Source organism: Ectopseudomonas khazarica, from assembly GCF_017915135.1.
Lineage (GTDB): Bacteria > Pseudomonadota > Gammaproteobacteria > Pseudomonadales > Pseudomonadaceae > Aquipseudomonas > Aquipseudomonas khazarica.
Window position 1 is genome coordinate 4,587,428 of sequence record NZ_CP068551.1, and the last position, 19,375, is coordinate 4,606,802.

A 19,375-nucleotide genomic window follows, 5' to 3' on the forward strand; every position below is an offset into this window, starting at 1 on the left:
GCCCCGCTCTCCTCACGTCGCGTGTTATTCGGTTTCCAGATCGATGTCGATGCCGAGCGAACGGATCTCTTTGATCAGCACGTTGAAGGACTCGGGCATGCCCGGCTCCATGCGGTGATCGCCATCCACGATGTTCTTGTACATCTTGGTACGGCCGTTCACGTCGTCCGACTTCACGGTCAGCATTTCCTGCAGGGTGTAGGCGGCACCGTAGGCTTCCAGCGCCCAGACCTCCATCTCCCCGAAACGCTGACCACCGAACTGCGCCTTACCACCCAGCGGCTGCTGGGTAACCAGGCTGTAGGAACCAGTGGAACGCGCGTGCATCTTGTCGTCCACCAGGTGGTTCAGTTTGAGCATGTACATGTAGCCGACGGTGGTCGGGCGCTCGAACTGGTTACCAGTACGACCGTCGAACAGACGCATCTGGCCGCTTTCCGGCAGATCAGCCAGCTTCAGCATGGCCTTGATCTCGGTTTCCTTGGCACCGTCGAACACGGCAGTCGCCATCGGCACGCCGCCTTTCAGGTTCTTCGCCAGCTCGAGGATCTCGTTGTCGGAGAACTCGTCGAGGTTTTCCTGACGACCGCCGATCTCGTTGTAGATCTCGGCGAGGAACTTGCGCAGCTCAGCGATCTTGCGCTGCTCTTCGAGCATGCGGTTGATCTTCTCGCCCAGGCCCTTGGCCGCCAGGCCCAGGTGGGTTTCGAGGATCTGACCGACGTTCATACGCGACGGTACGCCCAGCGGGTTGAGGACGATGTCGACCGGCGTACCGTTGGCGTCGTGCGGCATGTCTTCGACCGGCATGATCACCGAGACCACACCCTTGTTACCGTGACGACCGGCCATCTTGTCACCCGGCTGGATGCGACGGCGGATGGCCAGGTAGACCTTGACGATCTTCAGTACGCCCGGAGCCAGGTCATCGCCCTGCTGCAGCTTGCGCTTCTTGTCTTCGAACTTGTCGTCGAGCAGCTGACGGCGGTCGGAGATGTAGGCCTGGGCCTTCTCCAGCTGCTCGTTCAGCGCGTCGTCGGCCATGCGCAGCTTGAACCACTGACCACGCTCGAGGCCGTCGAGGAACTCGTCGGTGACCGCGCTGCCTTTCTTCAGGCCGGCGCCGCCTTCGGCGATGGCACCCACCAGAGCGGAACGCAGACGCTCGAAGGTCGCACCTTCGACGATGCGGAACTCTTCGTTCAGATCCTTGCGGATCTCGTCGAGCTGCTCTTTCTCGATGGCCAGGGCACGGCTGTCGCGCTCGACACCATCACGGGTGAAGACCTGTACGTCGATGACGGTACCCTTGGTGCCAGTCGGCACACGCAGGGAGGTGTCCTTCACGTCGGACGCCTTCTCACCGAAGATCGCACGCAGCAGCTTCTCTTCCGGAGTCAGCTGGGTCTCGCCTTTCGGGGTGACCTTGCCGACCAGGATGTCGCCCGGGCCGACTTCGGCGCCGACGTAGACGATACCGGCTTCGTCCAGCTTGTTCAGTGCGGCTTCACCAACGTTCGGGATATCCGAGGAGATTTCCTCTGGGCCGAGCTTGGTGTCACGCGCCACACAGGTCAGTTCCTGGATGTGGATAGTGGTGAAGCGGTCTTCCTGAACCACGCGCTCGGACAGGCAGATGGAGTCTTCGAAGTTGAAGCCGTTCCACGGCATGAACGCAACGCGCATGTTCTGACCCAGCGCCAGTTCACCCATGTCGGTGGACGGGCCGTCAGCCATGATGTCGCCACGCGCAACCTGATCACCCTTGCTCACCAGCGGACGCTGGTTGATGCAGGTGTTCTGGTTGGAGCGGGTGTACTTGGTCAGGTTGTAGATGTCGACACCGGCTTCGCCAGTTTCGACTTCGTCATCATTGACGCGAACCACGATACGGCTGGCGTCGACCGAGTCGATCACACCACCGCGACGGGCCACGACGCAGACACCGGAGTCACGGGCGACGTTGCGCTCCATGCCGGTACCTACCAGCGGCTTGTCGGCGCGCAGGGTCGGTACAGCCTGACGCTGCATGTTCGACCCCATGAGTGCACGGTTGGCGTCGTCGTGCTCGAGGAACGGAATCAGCGAGGCAGCGACGGAAACAACCTGCTTCGGCGAAACGTCCATCAGGGTGACGTCTTCCGGCGCCTTCACGGTGAATTCGTTCAGGTGACGTACGGCAACCAGCTCGTCGACCAGCTCACCCTTGTCGTTCAGGGTGGCGGAGGCCTGGGCGATCACGTGATCGGCTTCTTCGATGGCCGACAGGAACACGATGTCGTTGGTGACCTTGCCTTCCTTGACCACGCGGTACGGGCTTTCCAGGAAGCCGTACTGGTTGGTGCGGGCATAGGCAGCCAGCGAGTTGATCAGACCGATGTTCGGACCTTCAGGCGTCTCGATCGGGCACACACGGCCGTAGTGGGTCGGGTGTACGTCGCGGACTTCGAAGCCGGCGCGCTCACGGGTCAGACCACCTGGGCCGAGTGCGGATACGCGGCGCTTGTGGGTGATCTCGGAGAGCGGGTTGTTCTGGTCCATGAACTGGGAAAGCTGGCTGGAACCGAAGAACTCCTTCACCGCCGCCGCAACCGGCTTGGCGTTGATCAGGTCCTGCGGCATCAGGCCTTCGCTTTCGGCCATCGACAGACGTTCCTTGACCGCGCGCTCGACACGCACCAGGCCCACGCGGAACTGGTTCTCGGCCATCTCGCCGACGCAACGTACGCGACGGTTACCCAGGTGGTCGATGTCATCGACGATGCCTTTGCCGTTACGGATGTCGACCAGGGTCTTCAGTACGGCAACGATGTCTTCCTTGCTCAGCACGCCCGAACCTTCGATCTCGGTACGACCGATACGACGGTTGAACTTCATGCGGCCGACGGCGGACAGGTCGTAACGCTCGGCGCTGAAGAACAGGTTGTTGAACAGGGTCTCGGCTGCGTCCTTGGTTGGCGGCTCGCCCGGACGCATCATGCGGTAGATCTCGACCAGCGCTTCCAGCTGATTGGTGGTGCTGTCGATCTTCAGGGTGTCGCTGATGAACGGACCACAGTCGATATCGTTGGTGTACAGGGTCTCGAAGCGGACAACCTGTGCCTTGGACATCTTGACCAGCAGGTCGGCGGTCAGCTCGGTGTTGCACTCGGCGATGATTTCGCCGGTGGCCGGATGCACGACGGCCTTGGCAGTGGTGCGGCCAATGACGTACTCGAGCGGAACGTCCAGCTCTTTGATGCCAGCCTTGTCCAGCTGGTTGATGTGGCGGGCAGTGATACGACGGCCCTGCTCCACGATCACCTTGCCGCTGCCGTCCTTGATGTCCAGGACCGCGACTTCACCGCGCAGGCGCTGAGGCACGAGCTCCAGGCTCAGGCCTTCGCTCTTAACGTGGTAGACGTTGGTGTCGTAGAAGGCATCCAGCACTTCCTCGGTGCTGTAGCCGAGCGCGCGCAGCAGGACGGACGCCGGCAGTTTGCGGCGACGGTCGATACGCACGAATACCGCATCCTTCGGGTCGAACTCGAAGTCCAGCCAGGAACCGCGGTAAGGGATGATGCGAGCGGAGTACAGCAGCTTGCCCGAGCTGTGGGTCTTGCCACGGTCGTGGTCGAAGAACACGCCCGGCGAGCGGTGCAGCTGGGAAACGATCACACGCTCGGTACCGTTGATGACGAAGGTACCGTTCTCGGTCATGAGCGGGATTTCGCCCATGTACACTTCCTGCTCTTTGATGTCCTTGATCGCTTTGTTCGACGATTCTTTGTCGAAAATGATCAGACGCACCTTCACGCGCAGCGGCACGGCGAAGGTCACGCCACGCAGGACGCACTCCTTGACGTCGAACGCCGGATCGCCCAGGCGATAGCCGACGTACTCCAGAGCGGCGTTGCCGGAGTAGCTGATGATCGGGAATACCGATTTGAAGGCCGCATGCAGGCCGATGTCACGGAACTGTTCCTTGCTCGCCCCTTGCTGCAGGAATTCGCGATAGGAATCCAGCTGGATGGCCAGGAGGTAAGGCACATCCATGACATCCGGCAACTTGCTAAAGTCCTTGCGGATACGTTTTTTCTCAGTGTATGAGTAAGCCATCAGCGTTCCCCAGCTTGGTCACCTGCTTATTTGGCCAGCGCCGGCGGCGATGACCAGAAAATCGTGCAAACCCTCGGTTTGCGGCCGCCTCTCGGGCGGGATCTTCCCGATTCCAGGCTGACTGACGAACAGCCAACCTAGAACGGAAAAAGGCCGGTGGCAAAAGCCACCAGCCATCAGCCTTGTGCGAGTCGCTCGGGCTGTAGACGCAAGGTGCGAACTTACTTGAGCTCGACCTTGGCGCCTGCTTCTTCCAGGGCTTTCTTGGCAGCTTCGGCTTCTTCTTTCGAAGCGCCTTCCTTGACCACGCCCGGGGCGCCGTCAACGACAGCCTTGGCTTCTTTCAGGCCCAGACCGGTCAGCTCGCGAACAGCCTTGATCACGTTCACTTTCTTGTCGCCAGCTTCAGCCAGAACGATGGTGAACTCGGTTTGCTCTTCAGCAGCCGGAGCAGCAGCAGCCGGACCGGCAGCAACAGCAGCAGCAGCGGTAACGCCGAAGGTTTCTTCCATCGCTTTGATCAGCTCAACGATTTCCATAACGGATTTCTGGCCGATAGCTTCGATGATTTGCTCGTTAGTCAGGGACATGACTATCAATTCCTGTATTGGGGTGACGGCCTTACGCGACCATCAAATTAAACATGTGATTTCGAAAGTGCTTACGCGGCCTTAGGCAGCAGCAGCTTCTTTCTGGTCGCGAATAGCTGCCAGCGTGCGAGCGAGTTTGCTGGTGGCGCCTTGAATCACGCTCATCAGCTGGGCAATGCCCTCTTCGCGGGTCGGCAGGCTTGCCAGTACGTCGATCTGGTTTGCTGCGAGGAACTGGCCCTCGAACGCAGCTGCCTTGATCTCGAACTTGTCCTGACCCTTGGCGAAATCCTTGAAGATACGGGCAGCAGCGCCCGGATGTTCGTTGGAGAACGCGATCAGGGTCGGGCCTTTGAACACGTCGTTGAGCACGTCGAACTGAGTGCCTTCAACAGCGCGCTTGAGCAGGGTGTTACGTACGACTTTCACGTACACACCAGCCGCTCGGGCCTCTTTACGGAGTCCGGTCATTGCGCCGACGGTCACGCCACGGGCATCAGCCACGACAGCGGACAGACCGGCTTTGGCAGCCTCGTTGACTTCAGCGACGATGGCCTTCTTGTCTTCGAGTTTAATTGCCACGGGTTTACTCCTGGATGTTACCGTTTCGTCCGACATGGGCCGGACGGCGTTTTGGTGTCTGATTCGGTATGAATCGGGAGCACCATCTGCGTAGGCTCAGGGAGATCGCTCTCTCTGCTTTAAAGCTTGCGCCACCTACGGTCTTGGATAGCCCCCGCCAGGCAGGGACCCCAATTTTTTCAAAGCCGGCAGCACAAGGCTGCCGGCTCAATCACTTACGCGTCGAGCGAAGCCTGATCGATGATCAGACCAGGACCCATGGTGGTGCTCAGGGTCACACGCTTGACGTAGATGCCTTTCGAAGTCGACGGCTTCAGACGCTTCAGGTCAGCCAGCAGGGCTTCCACGTTCTGCTTCAGCGCGGTGGCTTCGAAGCCGACCTTGCCAACGGAGGTGTGGATGATGCCGTTCTTGTCGGTACGGAAACGCACCTGACCAGCCTTGGCATTCTTGACCGCAGTAGCGACGTCCGGAGTCACGGTGCCGACTTTCGGGTTCGGCATCAGGCCGCGCGGGCCGAGAACCTGACCCAGCTGGCCGACAACGCGCATGGCGTCCGGGGAAGCGATGACGACGTCGTAGTTCAGGTCGCCGGCTTTCATTTCGGCAGCCAGATCGTCCATACCTACCTTGTCGGCACCAGCAGCCAGAGCGGCTTCAGCGCCCGGACCCTGGGTGAACACGGCAACGCGAACGCTTTTACCGGTGCCGTTCGGCAGAACGGTGGCGCCACGAACGACCTGGTCGGATTTACGCGGGTCTACGCCCAGGTTCACGGCGACGTCGAAGGACTCGGTGAACTTGACAGCAGACAGCTCGGCCAGCAGGCCGGCAGCTTCTTCGAAGGTGTAGGCCTTGCCGGCTTCAACCTTGGCCGCAATGGCCTTTTGGCGCTTGGTCAACTTAGCCATTACACACCCTCCACGTTCAGGCCCATGCTACGAGCGGAGCCGGCGATGGTGCGCACGGCCGCATCCAGGTCAGCGGCAGTCAGATCGGCCTGCTTGGTCTTGGCGATCTCTTCCAGCTGAGCACGGGTAACGGTGCCTACTTTGACGGTGTTCGGGCGAGCGGAGCCGCTGCTCAGGCCAGCGGCCTTCTTCAGCAGTACCGATGCCGGGGTGCTCTTGGTTTCAAAGGTGAAGCTACGGTCGCTGTAAACGGTGATGATCACAGGAGTCGGCAGACCAGGTTCCATGCCCTGAGTCTTGGCGTTGAACGCCTTGCAGAATTCCATGATGTTGACACCGTGCTGACCCAGAGCCGGACCAACGGGTGGCGACGGGTTTGCCTGACCGGCTTTAACCTGCAGCTTGATATAAGCCTGAATTTTCTTAGCCATTAGCTACTCCAATTTCGGGTTCGAACGCCTGACGGCTCCCCGAGGTTACTTACGCATTTATCCCAGTGACGACAAAACCCCGCAGCCTAAGGCTGCGGGGTGTGGGATGCTTATGTCAGTTATGCCTTCTCGACCTGACTGAACTCCAGCTCGACCGGGGTAGAGCGACCGAAGATGGTCACTGCAACCTGGATACGGCTCTTCTCGTAATTCACTTCTTCGACCACGCCACCGAAATCGGCGAACGGGCCATCGACAACACGAACCATCTCGCCCGGCTCGAACAGCGTCTTCGGCTTGGGCTTGTCGCCGTTATCGGCAACACGACGGAGAATGGCTTCAGCTTCTTTCTCGGTGATCGGCGCCGGCTTGTCGGCAGTACCACCAATGAAGCCCATGACGCGCGGCGTATCCTTGATCAAGTGCCAAGTCGCCTCGTTCATTTCCATCTGGACCAGAACATAGCCAGGGAAGAACTTGCGCTCACTCTTGCGCTTCTGACCGTTGCGCATCTCGACCACTTCTTCAGTGGGCACGAGAATTTCGCCGAATTCATCTTCCATTCCAGCGAGTTTCACGCGCTCGATCAGCGAGCGCATCACATGCTTCTCGTAACCCGAGTAGGCATGCACGACGTACCAACGCTTAGCCACGAGACACCCTTAACCAACAATCAGGGAAACAAGCCAACCGAGCAGGGAATCGAGCCCCCACAACAGCAGCGCCATTACCAGGACAACCGCGACCACGATCAACGTGGTCTGCGTGGTTTCCTGACGGGTCGGCCAAACAACTTTACGAATCTCGACGCGAGCTTCTTTCAGCAGAACCGCGAACGCCTGGCCACGAGCAGTCTGAAACGCCACGAAGGCAGCAACAGCACCCAGAGCAACCAGACCCAGAACACGATACAGAACCGGCTCAGCAGAGAAGTACTGATTACCTACGACACCCACAACAACCAGGGCAGCGACGACCAGCCACTTGACCAGATCAAAGCGAGAGTCTTTGGCTTCAGCCTTAACATTCATTCGAGAAGATCCTGTGAAAGACACGCCAGATTCGTTAGAAAATGGCAGGTCAGGAGGGAATCGAACCCCCAACCTGCGGTTTTGGAGACCGCCGCTCTGCCAATTGAGCTACTGACCTAAAGCAAAATCAGGCCGACCATTATGCCGGCCTGGGAGGAACAGATCAACCGATTACTCGACGATCTTGGCAACCACGCCGGCGCCGACGGTACGACCGCCTTCGCGGATCGCGAAGCGCAGGCCGTCTTCCATGGCGATCGGCTTGATCAGGGTGACAACCATCTTGATGTTGTCGCCCGGCATTACCATCTCAACGCCTTCCGGCAGTTCGCACGAACCGGTCACGTCAGTGGTACGGAAGTAGAACTGCGGACGGTAGCCCTTGAAGAACGGGGTGTGACGACCACCTTCTTCCTTGGACAGAACGTACACTTCAGCTTCGAACTTGGTGTGCGGCTTGATGGTGCCCGGCTTGGCCAGAACCTGACCACGCTCAACTTCATCACGCTTGGTGCCGCGCAGCAGCACGCCGCAGTTCTCACCAGCACGACCTTCGTCCAGCAGCTTGCGGAACATCTCAACGCCGGTGCAGGTGGTCTTGGTGGTCGGACGCAGACCAACGATTTCGATTTCTTCCTGGATCTTGACGATACCGCGCTCTACACGACCGGTAACAACAGTACCGCGGCCGGAGATCGAGAATACGTCTTCGATCGGCATCAGGAACGGACGGTCGATGGCACGAACCGGCTCAGGAATGTAGCTGTCCAGAGTCTCGACCAGCTTCTTAACAGCGCTGGTGCCCATTTCGTTGGTGTCTTCGCCGTTCAGAGCCATCAGCGCGGAGCCGATGATGATCGGAGTGTCGTCACCCGGGAAATCGTAGGTACTCAGCAGGTCGCGAACTTCCATCTCGACCAGTTCCAGCAGCTCAGCGTCGTCAACCATGTCGGCCTTGTTCAGGAACACGACGATGTACGGTACGCCAACCTGACGGGACAGCAGGATGTGCTCGCGAGTTTGCGGCATCGGGCCGTCGGCAGCCGAGCAGACCAGGATCGCGCCGTCCATCTGGGCAGCACCGGTGATCATGTTCTTCACGTAGTCGGCGTGGCCCGGGCAGTCAACGTGCGCGTAGTGACGAATGTTGGAGTCGTACTCTACGTGCGCGGTGTTGATGGTGATACCACGAGCTTTTTCTTCCGGAGCGCTGTCGATCTTGTCGAAGTCGACCTTGGCCGAACCGAAAACCTCGGAGCAGACACGGGTCAGAGCAGCGGTCAGAGTGGTCTTACCGTGGTCAACGTGACCGATGGTGCCGACGTTGACGTGCGGTTTGTTACGTTCGAATTTCTCTTTAGCCATCTTGACCGTCTCCCAACGAAGAATTGAGCAAGCCATGCTGCCATTAAAACAAAGGCAGATACTTTCATATCTGCCTTCATTAGATGGAGCTCATGAGCGGATTTGAACCGCTGACCTCACCCTTACCAAGGGTGTGCTCTACCAACTGAGCTACATGAGCCAAACTCTATTGCGCCAACCACAAACTGGAGCGGGCAGCGGGAATCGAACCCGCATCATCAGCTTGGAAGGCTGAGGTTCTACCACTGAACTATGCCCGCGGAGCCTGCAGCTCACGCTGAATCTGGTGGAGGGGGAAGGATTCGAACCTTCGAAGTCGATGACGTCAGATTTACAGTCTGATCCCTTTGGCCGCTCGGGAACCCCTCCAAAGTGAGGCGGCATTTTCTAGATCTGCCACCCTGCTGTCAAGCTTTTTCTCATTAAAATCTTGAGGTTAGCTACTTTGACAACATCTTCGTCGGGAACCAACTTTGACCACCCTGCGAAGCGGGCGCCATTCTATGCAAACTATTGGAGCAATGCAACGCCCTCGCACGGCATTAATTGATGTTGCAAACCCGCGAAGTCTCCAGCCAGCTGCCCCAGCAGAAATTCGTCGGCCAGGCGCCTGCTTTGCGGGGCCACCCGCACCCAGAAACTGCGATGGGCACGCGACAGCTCGCGCATCTGCGGCTCGTAACCCACCTCGCGAAGGCGCTGCATGACGCTGTCGGCCGAATCGCTGCGCGGGAAGATGCCCAGGGAGATGCCGTTCGCCAACTCGCCCTGGGTGATGATGTAACTGTCGATGCGCCGCGCCTGCAGCTCTCGCAACTGACGCAACGACGCCTGCCGGGACGCCAGCGGAGGCAGGTACACCCAGTACTCCACGCCCGCAGCCGCATCGATGCTGTGCACCTCGGCCTGTATGTCCAGGCTCAGCAGGCGCTGCTCGACGACCCGGGCGCGAGACTCTTCCTCGAAGCTCCCCAGGAAAAGACACACCGCCGCCTCGGAGGCAGCCGCCTGTGGCTCGACCTCCGGCTGCCTTGCGGGCAGACGAGGCGACTCGGCCTCGCTGAGCAGCCGTATGTCCTTGCGCGCCCCCTGATAGGAACTGGCCGGCGCCACCTCCTTGGCCCGCAACGGCGCCTGCTGTTGATGCCAGACGTAGTAGAACGCGTTAAGAAGTAGCAGCAGTAGCAGGAACCAGCGCATGCCTTGCCTCAATTCAGGGGGCAGGCGATCGCCAACCCGACAAATACCAGATCCGCGACGACCTGAGCGCCCGGCACGACATCACGCACCAGGTCCGCGTCCCCACCCGTCAGGAACACCTCGAAGCCATCCGGAAAACGCGCCGTCGCCTGTGCCAACTGCTCGGCGACGAACCCACGCAGCATCAGCACGCAGCCACGCTCGACCGCCTCCGCCGTGGAACGCCCAGGATCCAGCTCCTGCAATGCCGCGAGCGCCACCTGGCGGTCGTAACGAATGCGCCGGGTATGCGTGCTCAGCTGATCGCGCATCAACGGCAGCCCCGGGCAGATGAAGCCTCCCAGATGCGCACCGTCGGCAGAGATGAAATCGGCGGTGACGGCCGTCCCCAGATCCACCACCAGACAGGCGCGCTGACCAAGATGGTAAGCCCCGAGCACGGCCAGCCAGCGGTCCAGGCCCAGGCGCTGGAAGTCAGCATAGCCATTGCGTACCGCGCCGACCTGACTGGCGGACTGAGCGCAAACCGCCTCCACGCCCAGAGACGCACGCAGACGGGCGACCAACTGCTCGGTCTCGGCATCGCTGCGTACACTGACCATGCGGCAATGCTCCACCTGCAGATCGGGGACAGCCGACAGCGCCTCGAACAGGCCGGCATCGTCGTTGACCACGCCAGCGGCAATACGCTGAGCAGCGTCGATGGAGATCACTCGCCATTTGATGAAGCTGTTACCGCAGTCGAGCTCAAGAATCATGCAGCAACCTCAGGCTCAACTCGCCACCGCTGAAGGTTTGATCGACACCATCGACACTCAGCCGAATCGTCCCTCGTTCATCGACGCCCTGCACCACACCCAGGATTGCGTTGCTTCCCGCGGTCAACGCGACGGAGCGGCCTCGCCACACGTGCAACGCCTCCCACTCTTCTCGCAAGCCGGCAAAGCCCTGCTGCCAATGCGTGGAGAGGTGCACACGCAACTGCTTCAGGAGTTCAGCCGCCAACTGATTGCGATCGAGCGCGTGGCCGAGACACTGCCGCACCGACGTCCAGGGCTGATCGATCAACGCAGGCGTATCGACCAGCATGTTCACATTGATACCGATACCGATCACGACATGGCAGACATCGGCAGGATCCCCGGCAAGCTCGAGCAGTATTCCGGATATCTTGCGCCCGTCGACCAACACGTCATTCGGCCACTTCAGCCCGGCCGCAGTCACGCCACACGCCCGCAGCGCTTTCGCCACCGCCAGGCCGACGGTCAGACTCAGGGCCTCGACCTGACTCATTCCACCATCAACGCGCAGGACAAGACTGCAATAGAGGTTCTCGGCAAATGGACTCGCCCACACCCGACCTCGCCGTCCGCGACCCGCGGTCTGACGCTCGGCAAGCAACACGAAAGGCGGACGAGCGCCGGCATCGAGGCGGCGGAAGATCTCCGCATTCGTCGAATCCAGGCTGGACTCGACAGCGATGGGCCAGTCCACCTCTCCCGCCGCCTGTGAAATCCGCTCGGCATCGAGCAGGACCAGGGGCGAAGAAAGCCGATAGCCTTTACCTGGGACCCTGAACACCTCGACCCCCAGTTCAGCCTCCAGGCCCTGCAACTGCTTCCAGATGGCACTCCGACTGATCCCGAGCCGAGCCCCAAGGGCTTCACCGGAATGGAAGCGACCATCCTGCAGAAGTTTCAACAATTCCAGCATGCGAGGCCCCGCTATGAACAAGGCTGGCATGATAACGACGAGGCTTGTACTTGCATAGAAAACGCAGTGTTCCACCGCCGATCCGGGGGAGAAGCTCCAAGCATTGCACCGCGTCGGCAAACACCCCGAAAGCGCTGCACAGGAACATCCTCACCCGCGAACGCCCCGGCCACCCAGGTGCGGCCGACCAACGCCTCGCCCGCAAGCGGGCTCCTACAGGACGCGGCCTGGCGAAGTTCCCGTAGGAGCCGGCTTGCCGGCGATCACGGGTCCTGCAGGTTACCCCGCCAACCCCGCCGCAGACCGGCTCTGTCCGCACCCGACTTTCTGCCGCGCAAAGAAGAAACCCCAGACCTCGTTAGAGATCTGGGGTTTCGTATAGGAGCTTGACGATGACCTACTCTCACATGGTGAAGCACCACACTACCATCGGCGATGCGTCGTTTCACTACTGAGTTCGGGATGGGATCAGGTGGTTCCAACGCTCTATGGTCGTCAAGCAATTCGGTTGGGATCTCGCGGTAAGGCGCGATCCCTTGGATACGTGATAGAGGCTTGTAGCTCTCGCAAATTTTCGGCTTTCTGTCGACTTCACCATCGACACCCTCTGCTGTCAGAGCAGATTGTTTGGGTGTTATATGGTCAAGCCTCACGGGCAATTAGTACAGGTTAGCTCAACGCCTCACAGCGCTTACACACCCTGCCTATCAACGTCGTAGTCTTCGACGGCCCTTTAGGGGAATCAAGTTCCCAGTGAGATCTCATCTTGAGGCAAGTTTCCCGCTTAGATGCTTTCAGCGGTTATCTTTTCCGAACATAGCTACCCGGCAATGCCACTGGCGTGACAACCGGAACACCAGAGGTTCGTCCAACCCGGTCCTCTCGTACTAAGGTCAGCCCCTCTCAAATCTCAAACGTCCACGGCAGATAGGGACCGAACTGTCTCACGACGTTCTAAACCCAGCTCGCGTACCACTTTAAATGGCGAACAGCCATACCCTTGGGACCGGCTTCAGCCCCAGGATGTGATGAGCCGACATCGAGGTGCCAAACACCGCCGTCGATATGAACTCTTGGGCGGTATCAGCCTGTTATCCCCGGAGTACCTTTTATCCGTTGAGCGATGGCCCTTCCATACAGAACCACCGGATCACTAAGACCTACTTTCGTACCTGCTCGACGTGTCTGTCTCGCAGTCAAGCGCGCTTTTGCCTTTATACTCTACGACCGATTTCCGACCGGTCTGAGCGCACCTTCGTACTCCTCCGTTACTCTTTGGGAGGAGACCGCCCCAGTCAAACTACCCACCATACACTGTCCTCGATCCGGATAACGGACCAGAGTTAGAACCTCAAGGTTGCCAGGGTGGTATTTCAAGGATGGCTCCATGAGAACTGGCGTCCCCACTTCAAAGCCTCCCACCTATCCTACACAAGCAAGCTCAAAGTCCAGTGCAAAGCTATAGTAAAGGTTCACGGGGTCTTTCCGTCTAGCCGCGGATACACTGCATCTTCACAGCGATTTCAATTTCACTGAGTCTCGGGTGGAGACAGCGCCGCCATCGTTACGCCATTCGTGCAGGTCGGAACTTACCCGACAAGGAATTTCGCTACCTTAGGACCGTTATAGTTACGGCCGCCGTTTACCGGGGCTTCGATCAAGAGCTTCGCTTGCGCTAACCCCATCAATTAACCTTCCGGCACCGGGCAGGCGTCACACCCTATACGTCCACTTTCGTGTTTGCAGAGTGCTGTGTTTTTAATAAACAGTCGCAGCGGCCTGGTATCTTCGACCGGCATGGGCTTACGTAGTAAATACTTCACCCTCACCGGCGCACCTTCTCCCGAAGTTACGGTGCCATTTTGCCTAGTTCCTTCACCCGAGTTCTCTCAAGCGCCTTGGTATTCTCTACCTAACCACCTGTGTCGGTTTGGGGTACGGTTCCTAGTTACCTGAAGCTTAGAAGCTTTTCCTGGAAGCATGGCATCAACCACTTCGCATTCTAAAAGAACGCTCGTCATCAGTTCTCGGCCTTGATCTCCCGGATTTACCTAAGAAACCAGCCTACAACCTTAAACACGGACAACCAACGCCGTGCTGGCCTAGCCTTCTCCGTCCCTCCATCGCAGTAACTAGAAGTACGGGAATATTAACCCGTTTCCCATCGACTACGCATTTCTGCCTCGCCTTAGGGGCCGACTAACCCTGCGTCGATTAACGTTGCGCAGGAAACCTTGGTCTTTCGGCGTGCGAGTTTTTCACTCGCATTGTCGTTACTCATGTCAGCATTCGCACTTCTGATACCTCCAGCAAGCTTCTCAACTCACCTTCACAGGCTTACAGAACGCTCCTCTACCGCTCATCCAAAGGATGAACCCGTAGCTTCGGTGTATGGTTTGAGCCCCGTTACATCTTCCGCGCAGGCCGACTCGACTAGTGAGCTATTACGCTTTCTTTAAAGGATGGCTGCTTCTAAGCCAACCTCCTAGCTGTCTAAGCCTTCCCACATCGTTTCCCACTTAACCATAACTTTGGGACCTTAGCTGACGGTCTGGGTTGTTTCCCTTTTCACGACGGACGTTAGCACCCGCCGTGTGTCTCCCGTGCTGACACTTGCTGGTATTCGGAGTTTGCATCGGTTTGGTAAGTCGGGATGACCCCCTAGCCGAAACAGTGCTCTACCCCCAGCAGTGATACACGAGGCGCTACCTAAATAGCTTTCGAGGAGAACCAGCTATCTCCGAGCTTGATTAGCCTTTCACTCCGATCCACAGGTCATCCGCTAACTTTTCAACGGTAGTCGGTTCGGTCCTCCAGTCAGTGTTACCTAACCTTCAACCTGCCCATGGATAGATCGCCCGGTTTCGGGTCTATACCCAGCGACTAAAGCGCCCTATTAAGACTCGCTTTCGCTACGCCTCCCCTATTCGGTTAAGCTCGCCACTGAATATAAGTCGCTGACCCATTATACAAAAGGTACGCAGTCACCCAACAAAGTAGGCTCCCACTGCTTGTACGCATACGGTTTCAGGTTCTATTTCACTCCCCTCTCCGGGGTTCTTTTCGCCTTTCCCTCACGGTACTGGTTCACTATCGGTCAGTCAGTAGTATTTAGCCTTGGAGGATGGTCCCCCCATGTTCAGACAAGGTTTCTCGTGCCCCGTCCTACTCGATTTCATTGATAAGAGCGTTTCGTGTACGGGGCTATCACCCACTACGGCGGCACTTTCCAGAGCCTTCCACTACACTCAAATCAACTTAAGGGCTAGTCCCCGTTCGCTCGCCACTACTTAGGGAATCTCGGTTGATTTCTTTTCCTCAGGGTACTTAGATGTTTCAGTTCCCCTGGTTCGCCTCTTGCACCTATGGATTCAGTACAAGATACCCGGCTTATGCCGGGTGGGTTCCCCCATTCAGAGATCTCTGGATCACAGTCTGTTTGCCGACTCCCCAAAGCTTTTCGCAGGCTACCACGTCTTTCATCGCCTCTGACTGCCAAGGCATCCACCGTATGCGCTTCTTCACTTGACCATATAACCCCAAGCAATCTGGTTACTGTCTCAATCGTGAAGACGACATCGCCGAAAATTTGCGTCTTGAGAACTACAAATTTTGCCTTGATTAACAATGTGCAGTGAAACACATCGTTAGTCACTTCTATCACATATCCAAATTTTTAAAGAACGATTTGTACCGGTCAAAAGACCAGAAATCAGCACTCAACAGGTCATCACCTGAAGCGCTCATTTCTGAACTCTCTACGATCATGCTGTAATGGTGGAGCCAAGCGGGATCGAACCGCTGACCTCCTGCGTGCAAAGCAGGCGCTCTCCCAGCTGAGCTATGGCCCCGTAAGCATCTGCACCTGAATTGGTAGGTCTGGGCAGATTTGAACTGCCGACCTCACCCTTATCAGGGGTGCGCTCTAACCAACTGAGCTACAGACCTATCACAGGGTCGCCGCGTTACAGCATCGTCTTCTACAGTGAATCAAGCAATTCGTGTGGGAGCTTATGAGAAAGCTGAAGTCTTCGATTAAGGAGGTGATCCAGCCGCAGGTTCCCCTACGGCTACCTTGTTACGACTTCACCCCAGTCATGAATCACTCCGTGGTAACCGTCCCCCCGAAGGTTAGACTAGCTACTTCTGGAGCAACCCACTCCCATGGTGTGACGGGCGGTGTGTACAAGGCCCGGGAACGTATTCACCGTGACATTCTGATTCACGATTACTAGCGATTCCGACTTCACGCAGTCGAGTTGCAGACTGCGATCCGGACTACGATCGGTTTTATGGGATTAGCTCCACCTCGCGGCTTGGCAACCCTTTGTACCGACCATTGTAGCACGTGTGTAGCCCTGGCCGTAAGGGCCATGATGACTTGACGTCATCCCCACCTTCCTCCGGTTTGTCACCGGCAGTCTCCTTAGAGTGCCCACCATAACGTGCTGGTAACTAAGGACAAGGGTTGCGCTCGTTACGGGACTTAACCCAACATCTCACGACACGAGCTGACGACAGCCATGCAGCACCTGTGTCTGAGTTCCCGAAGGCACCAATCCATCTCTGGAAAGTTCTCAGCATGTCAAGGCCAGGTAAGGTTCTTCGCGTTGCTTCGAATTAAACCACATGCTCCACCGCTTGTGCGGGCCCCCGTCAATTCATTTGAGTTTTAACCTTGCGGCCGTACTCCCCAGGCGGTCAACTTAATGCGTTAGCTGCGCCACTAAAATCTCAAGGATTCCAACGGCTAGTTGACATCGTTTACGGCGTGGACTACCAGGGTATCTAATCCTGTTTGCTCCCCACGCTTTCGCACCTCAGTGTCAGTATCAGTCCAGGTAGTCGCCTTCGCCACTGGTGTTCCTTCCTATATCTACGCATTTCACCGCTACACAGGAAATTCCACTACCCTCTACCGTACTCTAGCTCGCCAGTTTTGGATGCAGTTCCCAGGTTGAGCCCGGGGCTTTCACATCCAACTTAACGAACCACCTACGCGCGCTTTACGCCCAGTAATTCCGATTAACGCTTGCACCCTTCGTATTACCGCGGCTGCTGGCACGAAGTTAGCCGGTGCTTATTCTGTTGGTAACGTCAAAACCGCAGGATATTAGCCTACAGCCCTTCCTCCCAACTTAAAGTGCTTTACAATCCGAAGACCTTCTTCACACACGCGGCATGGCTGGATCAGGCTTTCGCCCATTGTCCAATATTCCCCACTGCTGCCTCCCGTAGGAGTCTGGACCGTGTCTCAGTTCCAGTGTGACTGATCATCCTCTCAGACCAGTTACGGATCGTCGCCTTGGTGAGCCATTACCTCACCAACTAGCTAATCCGACCTAGGCTCATCTGATAGCGCAAGGCCCGAAGGTCCCCTGCTTTCTCCCGTAGGACGTACGCGGTATTAGCGTTCCTTTCGGAACGTTATCCCCCACTACCAGGCAGATTCCTAGGCATTACTCACCCGTCCGCCGCTGAATCCAGGAGCAAGCTCCCCTCATCCGCTCGACTTGCATGTGTTAGGCCTGCCGCCAGCGTTCAATCTGAGCCATGATCAAACTCTTCAGTTCAATACTGCTTGGGTTTTGAGAAAACCCTAAACTTGGCTCAGCAATCGCAAATAAACTCTCGAATTCACGAGTGTTACTTGTGATGCTGATAATCAGTTGACTACCAGTCTTACCTCACAAGCACCCACACGAATTGCTTGATTCAGTTGTTAAAGAACAGTTGGTTAAGTCTTTCGTCTCAACCGAGGCCGCGCATTCTACAGCAGCCTTTGTTTCTGTCAAGCTGTTTTTCGAAGAATTTTTTCTTTCTACTCAACCACTTGCGCTTTCGATCAGAGCTTCTTCTCTCCAGCGGGAGGCGCATTCTACAGCATTCAAAACCGCTGTCAACCACCTCTTTTCTACCGCTTTCGATCCACTCGACCGAATCACCAACAGGACTCAACCACCACCCTGTCGACCGGCGCGAATTCTACACGCCTGACCCAGCTTTGCAACCCCTCTTTTAAACTTAACTTATTGATTAACAAGAAGTTTTCGAAGAGCTTCATCGCTGAAGTGGCGCGCATTCTACAACCCACAGAACGCGCGTCAAGCTTAAATTGCAATTTTATTACTCGGCCTTGAGCACGACCCGCGCGAAGGCTTTCTTGCCCGCCTGGCAGACATGGGCCTCGCCCACCTTGAACAGGAAGGAACGATCGACCACCTCGCCATCGACCCGCACACCGCCGGAGCCCAGCAGATCACGCGCTACCGCAGCGTTCTTCACCAGGCCTGCCTTATTAAGGACGGACGAGATCGGCATATCTTCAGCCGAAACCAGCTCGACCTCGGGCAGGTCGTCCGGCAGCTCGCCATCCTTCATGCGGTTACCGGCCGAGCGATGCGCATTGGCAGCTGCCTCTTCACCATGGAAACGCGCAACCAGTTCCTCGGCCAGCTTGATCTTGATGTCACGCGGGTTGGCACCCTGCTCGACATCGCGCCTGAACTGCTCGATCTCCTCCATGGAGCGGAAGCTGAGTAGCTCGAAGTAGCGCCACATCAATGCATCCGGCATGGACACCAGCTTGTTGTACATCACGCCAGGCGCTTCCTGGATACCCACGTAGTTGCCCAGGGACTTGGACATCTTCTTCACGCCATCGAGCCCTTCGAGCAGAGGCATGGTGACGATGCACTGCGACTCCTGACCGTAGGCACGCTGCAGTTCGCGCCCCATCAGCAGGTTGAACTTCTGGTCGGTACCGCCAAGTTCCACATCCGCCTTGAGCGCAACGGAGTCGTACCCCTGCACCAGCGGGTAGAGGAACTCGTGAATGGCAATCGGCTGGTTGCTGCTGTAGCGCTTGTCGAAGTCATCGCGCTCGAGCATCCGCGCAACGGTGTACTGCGACGCCAGGCGAATGAAGTCGGCCGGTGTGAGCTGATCCATCCAGGTGGAGTTGAACGCCACTTCGGTCTTGGCCGGATCGAGGATCTTGAACACCTGCTGCTTGTAGGTCTCGGCGTTGTCCAGTACCTGCTCGCGGGTCAGCGGCGGACGAGTAGCGCTCTTGCCGCTGGGATCACCAATCATTCCGGTGAAGTCACCGATCAGGAAGATCACCTGATGCCCCAGCTCCTGGAACTGACGCAGCTTATTAATAAGCACGGTATGACCGAGGTGCAGATCCGGCGCGGTAGGGTCGAAACCCGCCTTGATCCGCAGCGGCTGACCACGCTTGAGCTTTTCGACCAGCTCCGCTTCAACCAGAACCTCTTCCGCACCGCGCTTGATCAGCGCCAGCTGCTCTTCGACCGACTTCATGACAGAACCCGCAACCACTGGAAATTGAAAGGGAACCAACCATACAAGATCGCAAACTAATTACAAGTTTTGCCCATGGTTGGCCCGGCGGTCGCAGACAGGGCATCTCAAGGGTTGCCCCGAGCCGA

12 protein-coding genes, 6 tRNA genes and 3 rRNA genes are annotated in these 19,375 nt (G+C 57.6%); all 21 read right to left on the minus strand.

Translation table 11 applies throughout. The features are described from left to right. Positions 1 to 24: 24 nt before the first annotated feature. Positions 25 to 4,098 carry a DNA-directed RNA polymerase subunit beta gene (gene rpoB, locus JLK41_RS21670; protein WP_037057242.1) on the minus strand — a complete coding sequence of 1,358 codons (4,074 nt, stop codon included), beginning with the start codon at positions 4,096 to 4,098 and terminating at the stop codon, positions 25 to 27. Between the two features lie 221 nt (positions 4,099 to 4,319). Beyond that, the gene (gene rplL, locus JLK41_RS21675; RefSeq protein WP_037057245.1) at positions 4,320 to 4,688 is read right to left on the minus strand and encodes a 50S ribosomal protein L7/L12; all 369 of its coding nucleotides are present in this window, start codon (positions 4,686 to 4,688) and stop codon (positions 4,320 to 4,322) included. A gap of 81 nt (positions 4,689 to 4,769) precedes the next feature. Continuing rightward, positions 4,770 to 5,270, minus strand: coding sequence for a 50S ribosomal protein L10 (gene rplJ, locus JLK41_RS21680; protein ID WP_037057248.1), 501 nt, complete (start codon positions 5,268 to 5,270; stop codon positions 4,770 to 4,772). A 215-nt stretch (positions 5,271 to 5,485) separates the two neighbouring features. Further along, positions 5,486 to 6,181, minus strand: coding sequence for a 50S ribosomal protein L1 (gene rplA, locus JLK41_RS21685; RefSeq protein WP_037057251.1), 696 nt, complete (start codon positions 6,179 to 6,181; stop codon positions 5,486 to 5,488). Next, on the minus strand, positions 6,181 to 6,612 hold the full coding sequence (gene rplK / locus JLK41_RS21690) for a 50S ribosomal protein L11 (protein ID WP_021488823.1): 432 nt from the start codon (positions 6,610 to 6,612) through the stop codon (positions 6,181 to 6,183). The genes rplA and rplK overlap by 1 nt, the downstream gene beginning before the upstream one ends. 119 nt (positions 6,613 to 6,731) lie before the next feature. Further along, positions 6,732 to 7,265, minus strand: coding sequence for a transcription termination/antitermination protein NusG (gene nusG / locus JLK41_RS21695; RefSeq protein WP_037057253.1), 534 nt, complete (start codon positions 7,263 to 7,265; stop codon positions 6,732 to 6,734). Positions 7,266 to 7,274: 9 nt separating this feature from the next. After that, positions 7,275 to 7,643: a preprotein translocase subunit SecE gene (gene secE, locus JLK41_RS21700; protein ID WP_037057257.1), complete on the minus strand. Its 369-nt coding sequence runs from the start codon at positions 7,641 to 7,643 to the stop codon at positions 7,275 to 7,277. A gap of 42 nt (positions 7,644 to 7,685) precedes the next feature. Further along, positions 7,686 to 7,761 (minus strand) — tRNA-Trp (locus tag JLK41_RS21705). A gap of 53 nt (positions 7,762 to 7,814) precedes the next feature. Beyond that, positions 7,815 to 9,008 (minus strand): elongation factor Tu, encoded by a 1,194-nt coding sequence (gene tuf / locus JLK41_RS21710; protein ID WP_134675806.1) that lies wholly within the window; start codon positions 9,006 to 9,008, stop codon positions 7,815 to 7,817. Positions 9,009 to 9,092: 84 nt separating this feature from the next. Next, positions 9,093 to 9,168: transfer RNA gene (locus tag JLK41_RS21715), tRNA-Thr, on the minus strand. Between the two features lie 26 nt (positions 9,169 to 9,194). Next, a tRNA-Gly gene (locus JLK41_RS21720) sits at positions 9,195 to 9,268 on the minus strand. Between the two features lie 24 nt (positions 9,269 to 9,292). Beyond that, positions 9,293 to 9,377, minus strand: a tRNA-Tyr gene (locus JLK41_RS21725). A 141-nt stretch (positions 9,378 to 9,518) separates the two neighbouring features. Next, on the minus strand, positions 9,519 to 10,208 hold the full coding sequence (locus JLK41_RS21730; RefSeq protein ID WP_037057529.1) for an SPOR domain-containing protein: 690 nt from the start codon (positions 10,206 to 10,208) through the stop codon (positions 9,519 to 9,521). Between the two features lie 8 nt (positions 10,209 to 10,216). Beyond that, the gene (locus tag JLK41_RS21735; protein WP_037057530.1) at positions 10,217 to 10,966 is read right to left on the minus strand and encodes a pantothenate kinase; all 750 of its coding nucleotides are present in this window, start codon (positions 10,964 to 10,966) and stop codon (positions 10,217 to 10,219) included. Beyond that, a complete protein-coding gene (gene birA, locus JLK41_RS21740; RefSeq protein ID WP_210389787.1) occupies positions 10,956 to 11,921 on the minus strand; it encodes a bifunctional biotin--[acetyl-CoA-carboxylase] ligase/biotin operon repressor BirA in 966 nt (321 codons plus the stop codon). The genes JLK41_RS21735 and birA overlap by 11 nt, the downstream gene beginning before the upstream one ends. 384 nt (positions 11,922 to 12,305) lie before the next feature. Next, a 5S ribosomal RNA gene (gene rrf, locus JLK41_RS21745) occupies positions 12,306 to 12,421 on the minus strand. A gap of 138 nt (positions 12,422 to 12,559) precedes the next feature. Beyond that, positions 12,560 to 15,452, minus strand: a 23S ribosomal RNA gene (locus tag JLK41_RS21750). Positions 15,453 to 15,696: 244 nt separating this feature from the next. Beyond that, a tRNA-Ala gene (locus JLK41_RS21755) sits at positions 15,697 to 15,772 on the minus strand. Positions 15,773 to 15,792: 20 nt separating this feature from the next. Then, positions 15,793 to 15,869 (minus strand) — tRNA-Ile (locus JLK41_RS21760). 88 nt (positions 15,870 to 15,957) lie between these two features. Further along, positions 15,958 to 17,494, minus strand: a 16S ribosomal RNA gene (locus JLK41_RS21765). The 16S, 23S and 5S rRNA genes sit together here with 2 tRNA genes alongside, the layout of an rRNA operon. A 553-nt stretch (positions 17,495 to 18,047) precedes the next feature. After that, complete coding sequence (gene tyrS / locus JLK41_RS21770; RefSeq protein WP_152489710.1) at positions 18,048 to 19,247, minus strand: tyrosine--tRNA ligase; 1,200 nt, start codon at positions 19,245 to 19,247, stop codon at positions 18,048 to 18,050. Positions 19,248 to 19,375 lie beyond the last annotated feature (128 nt).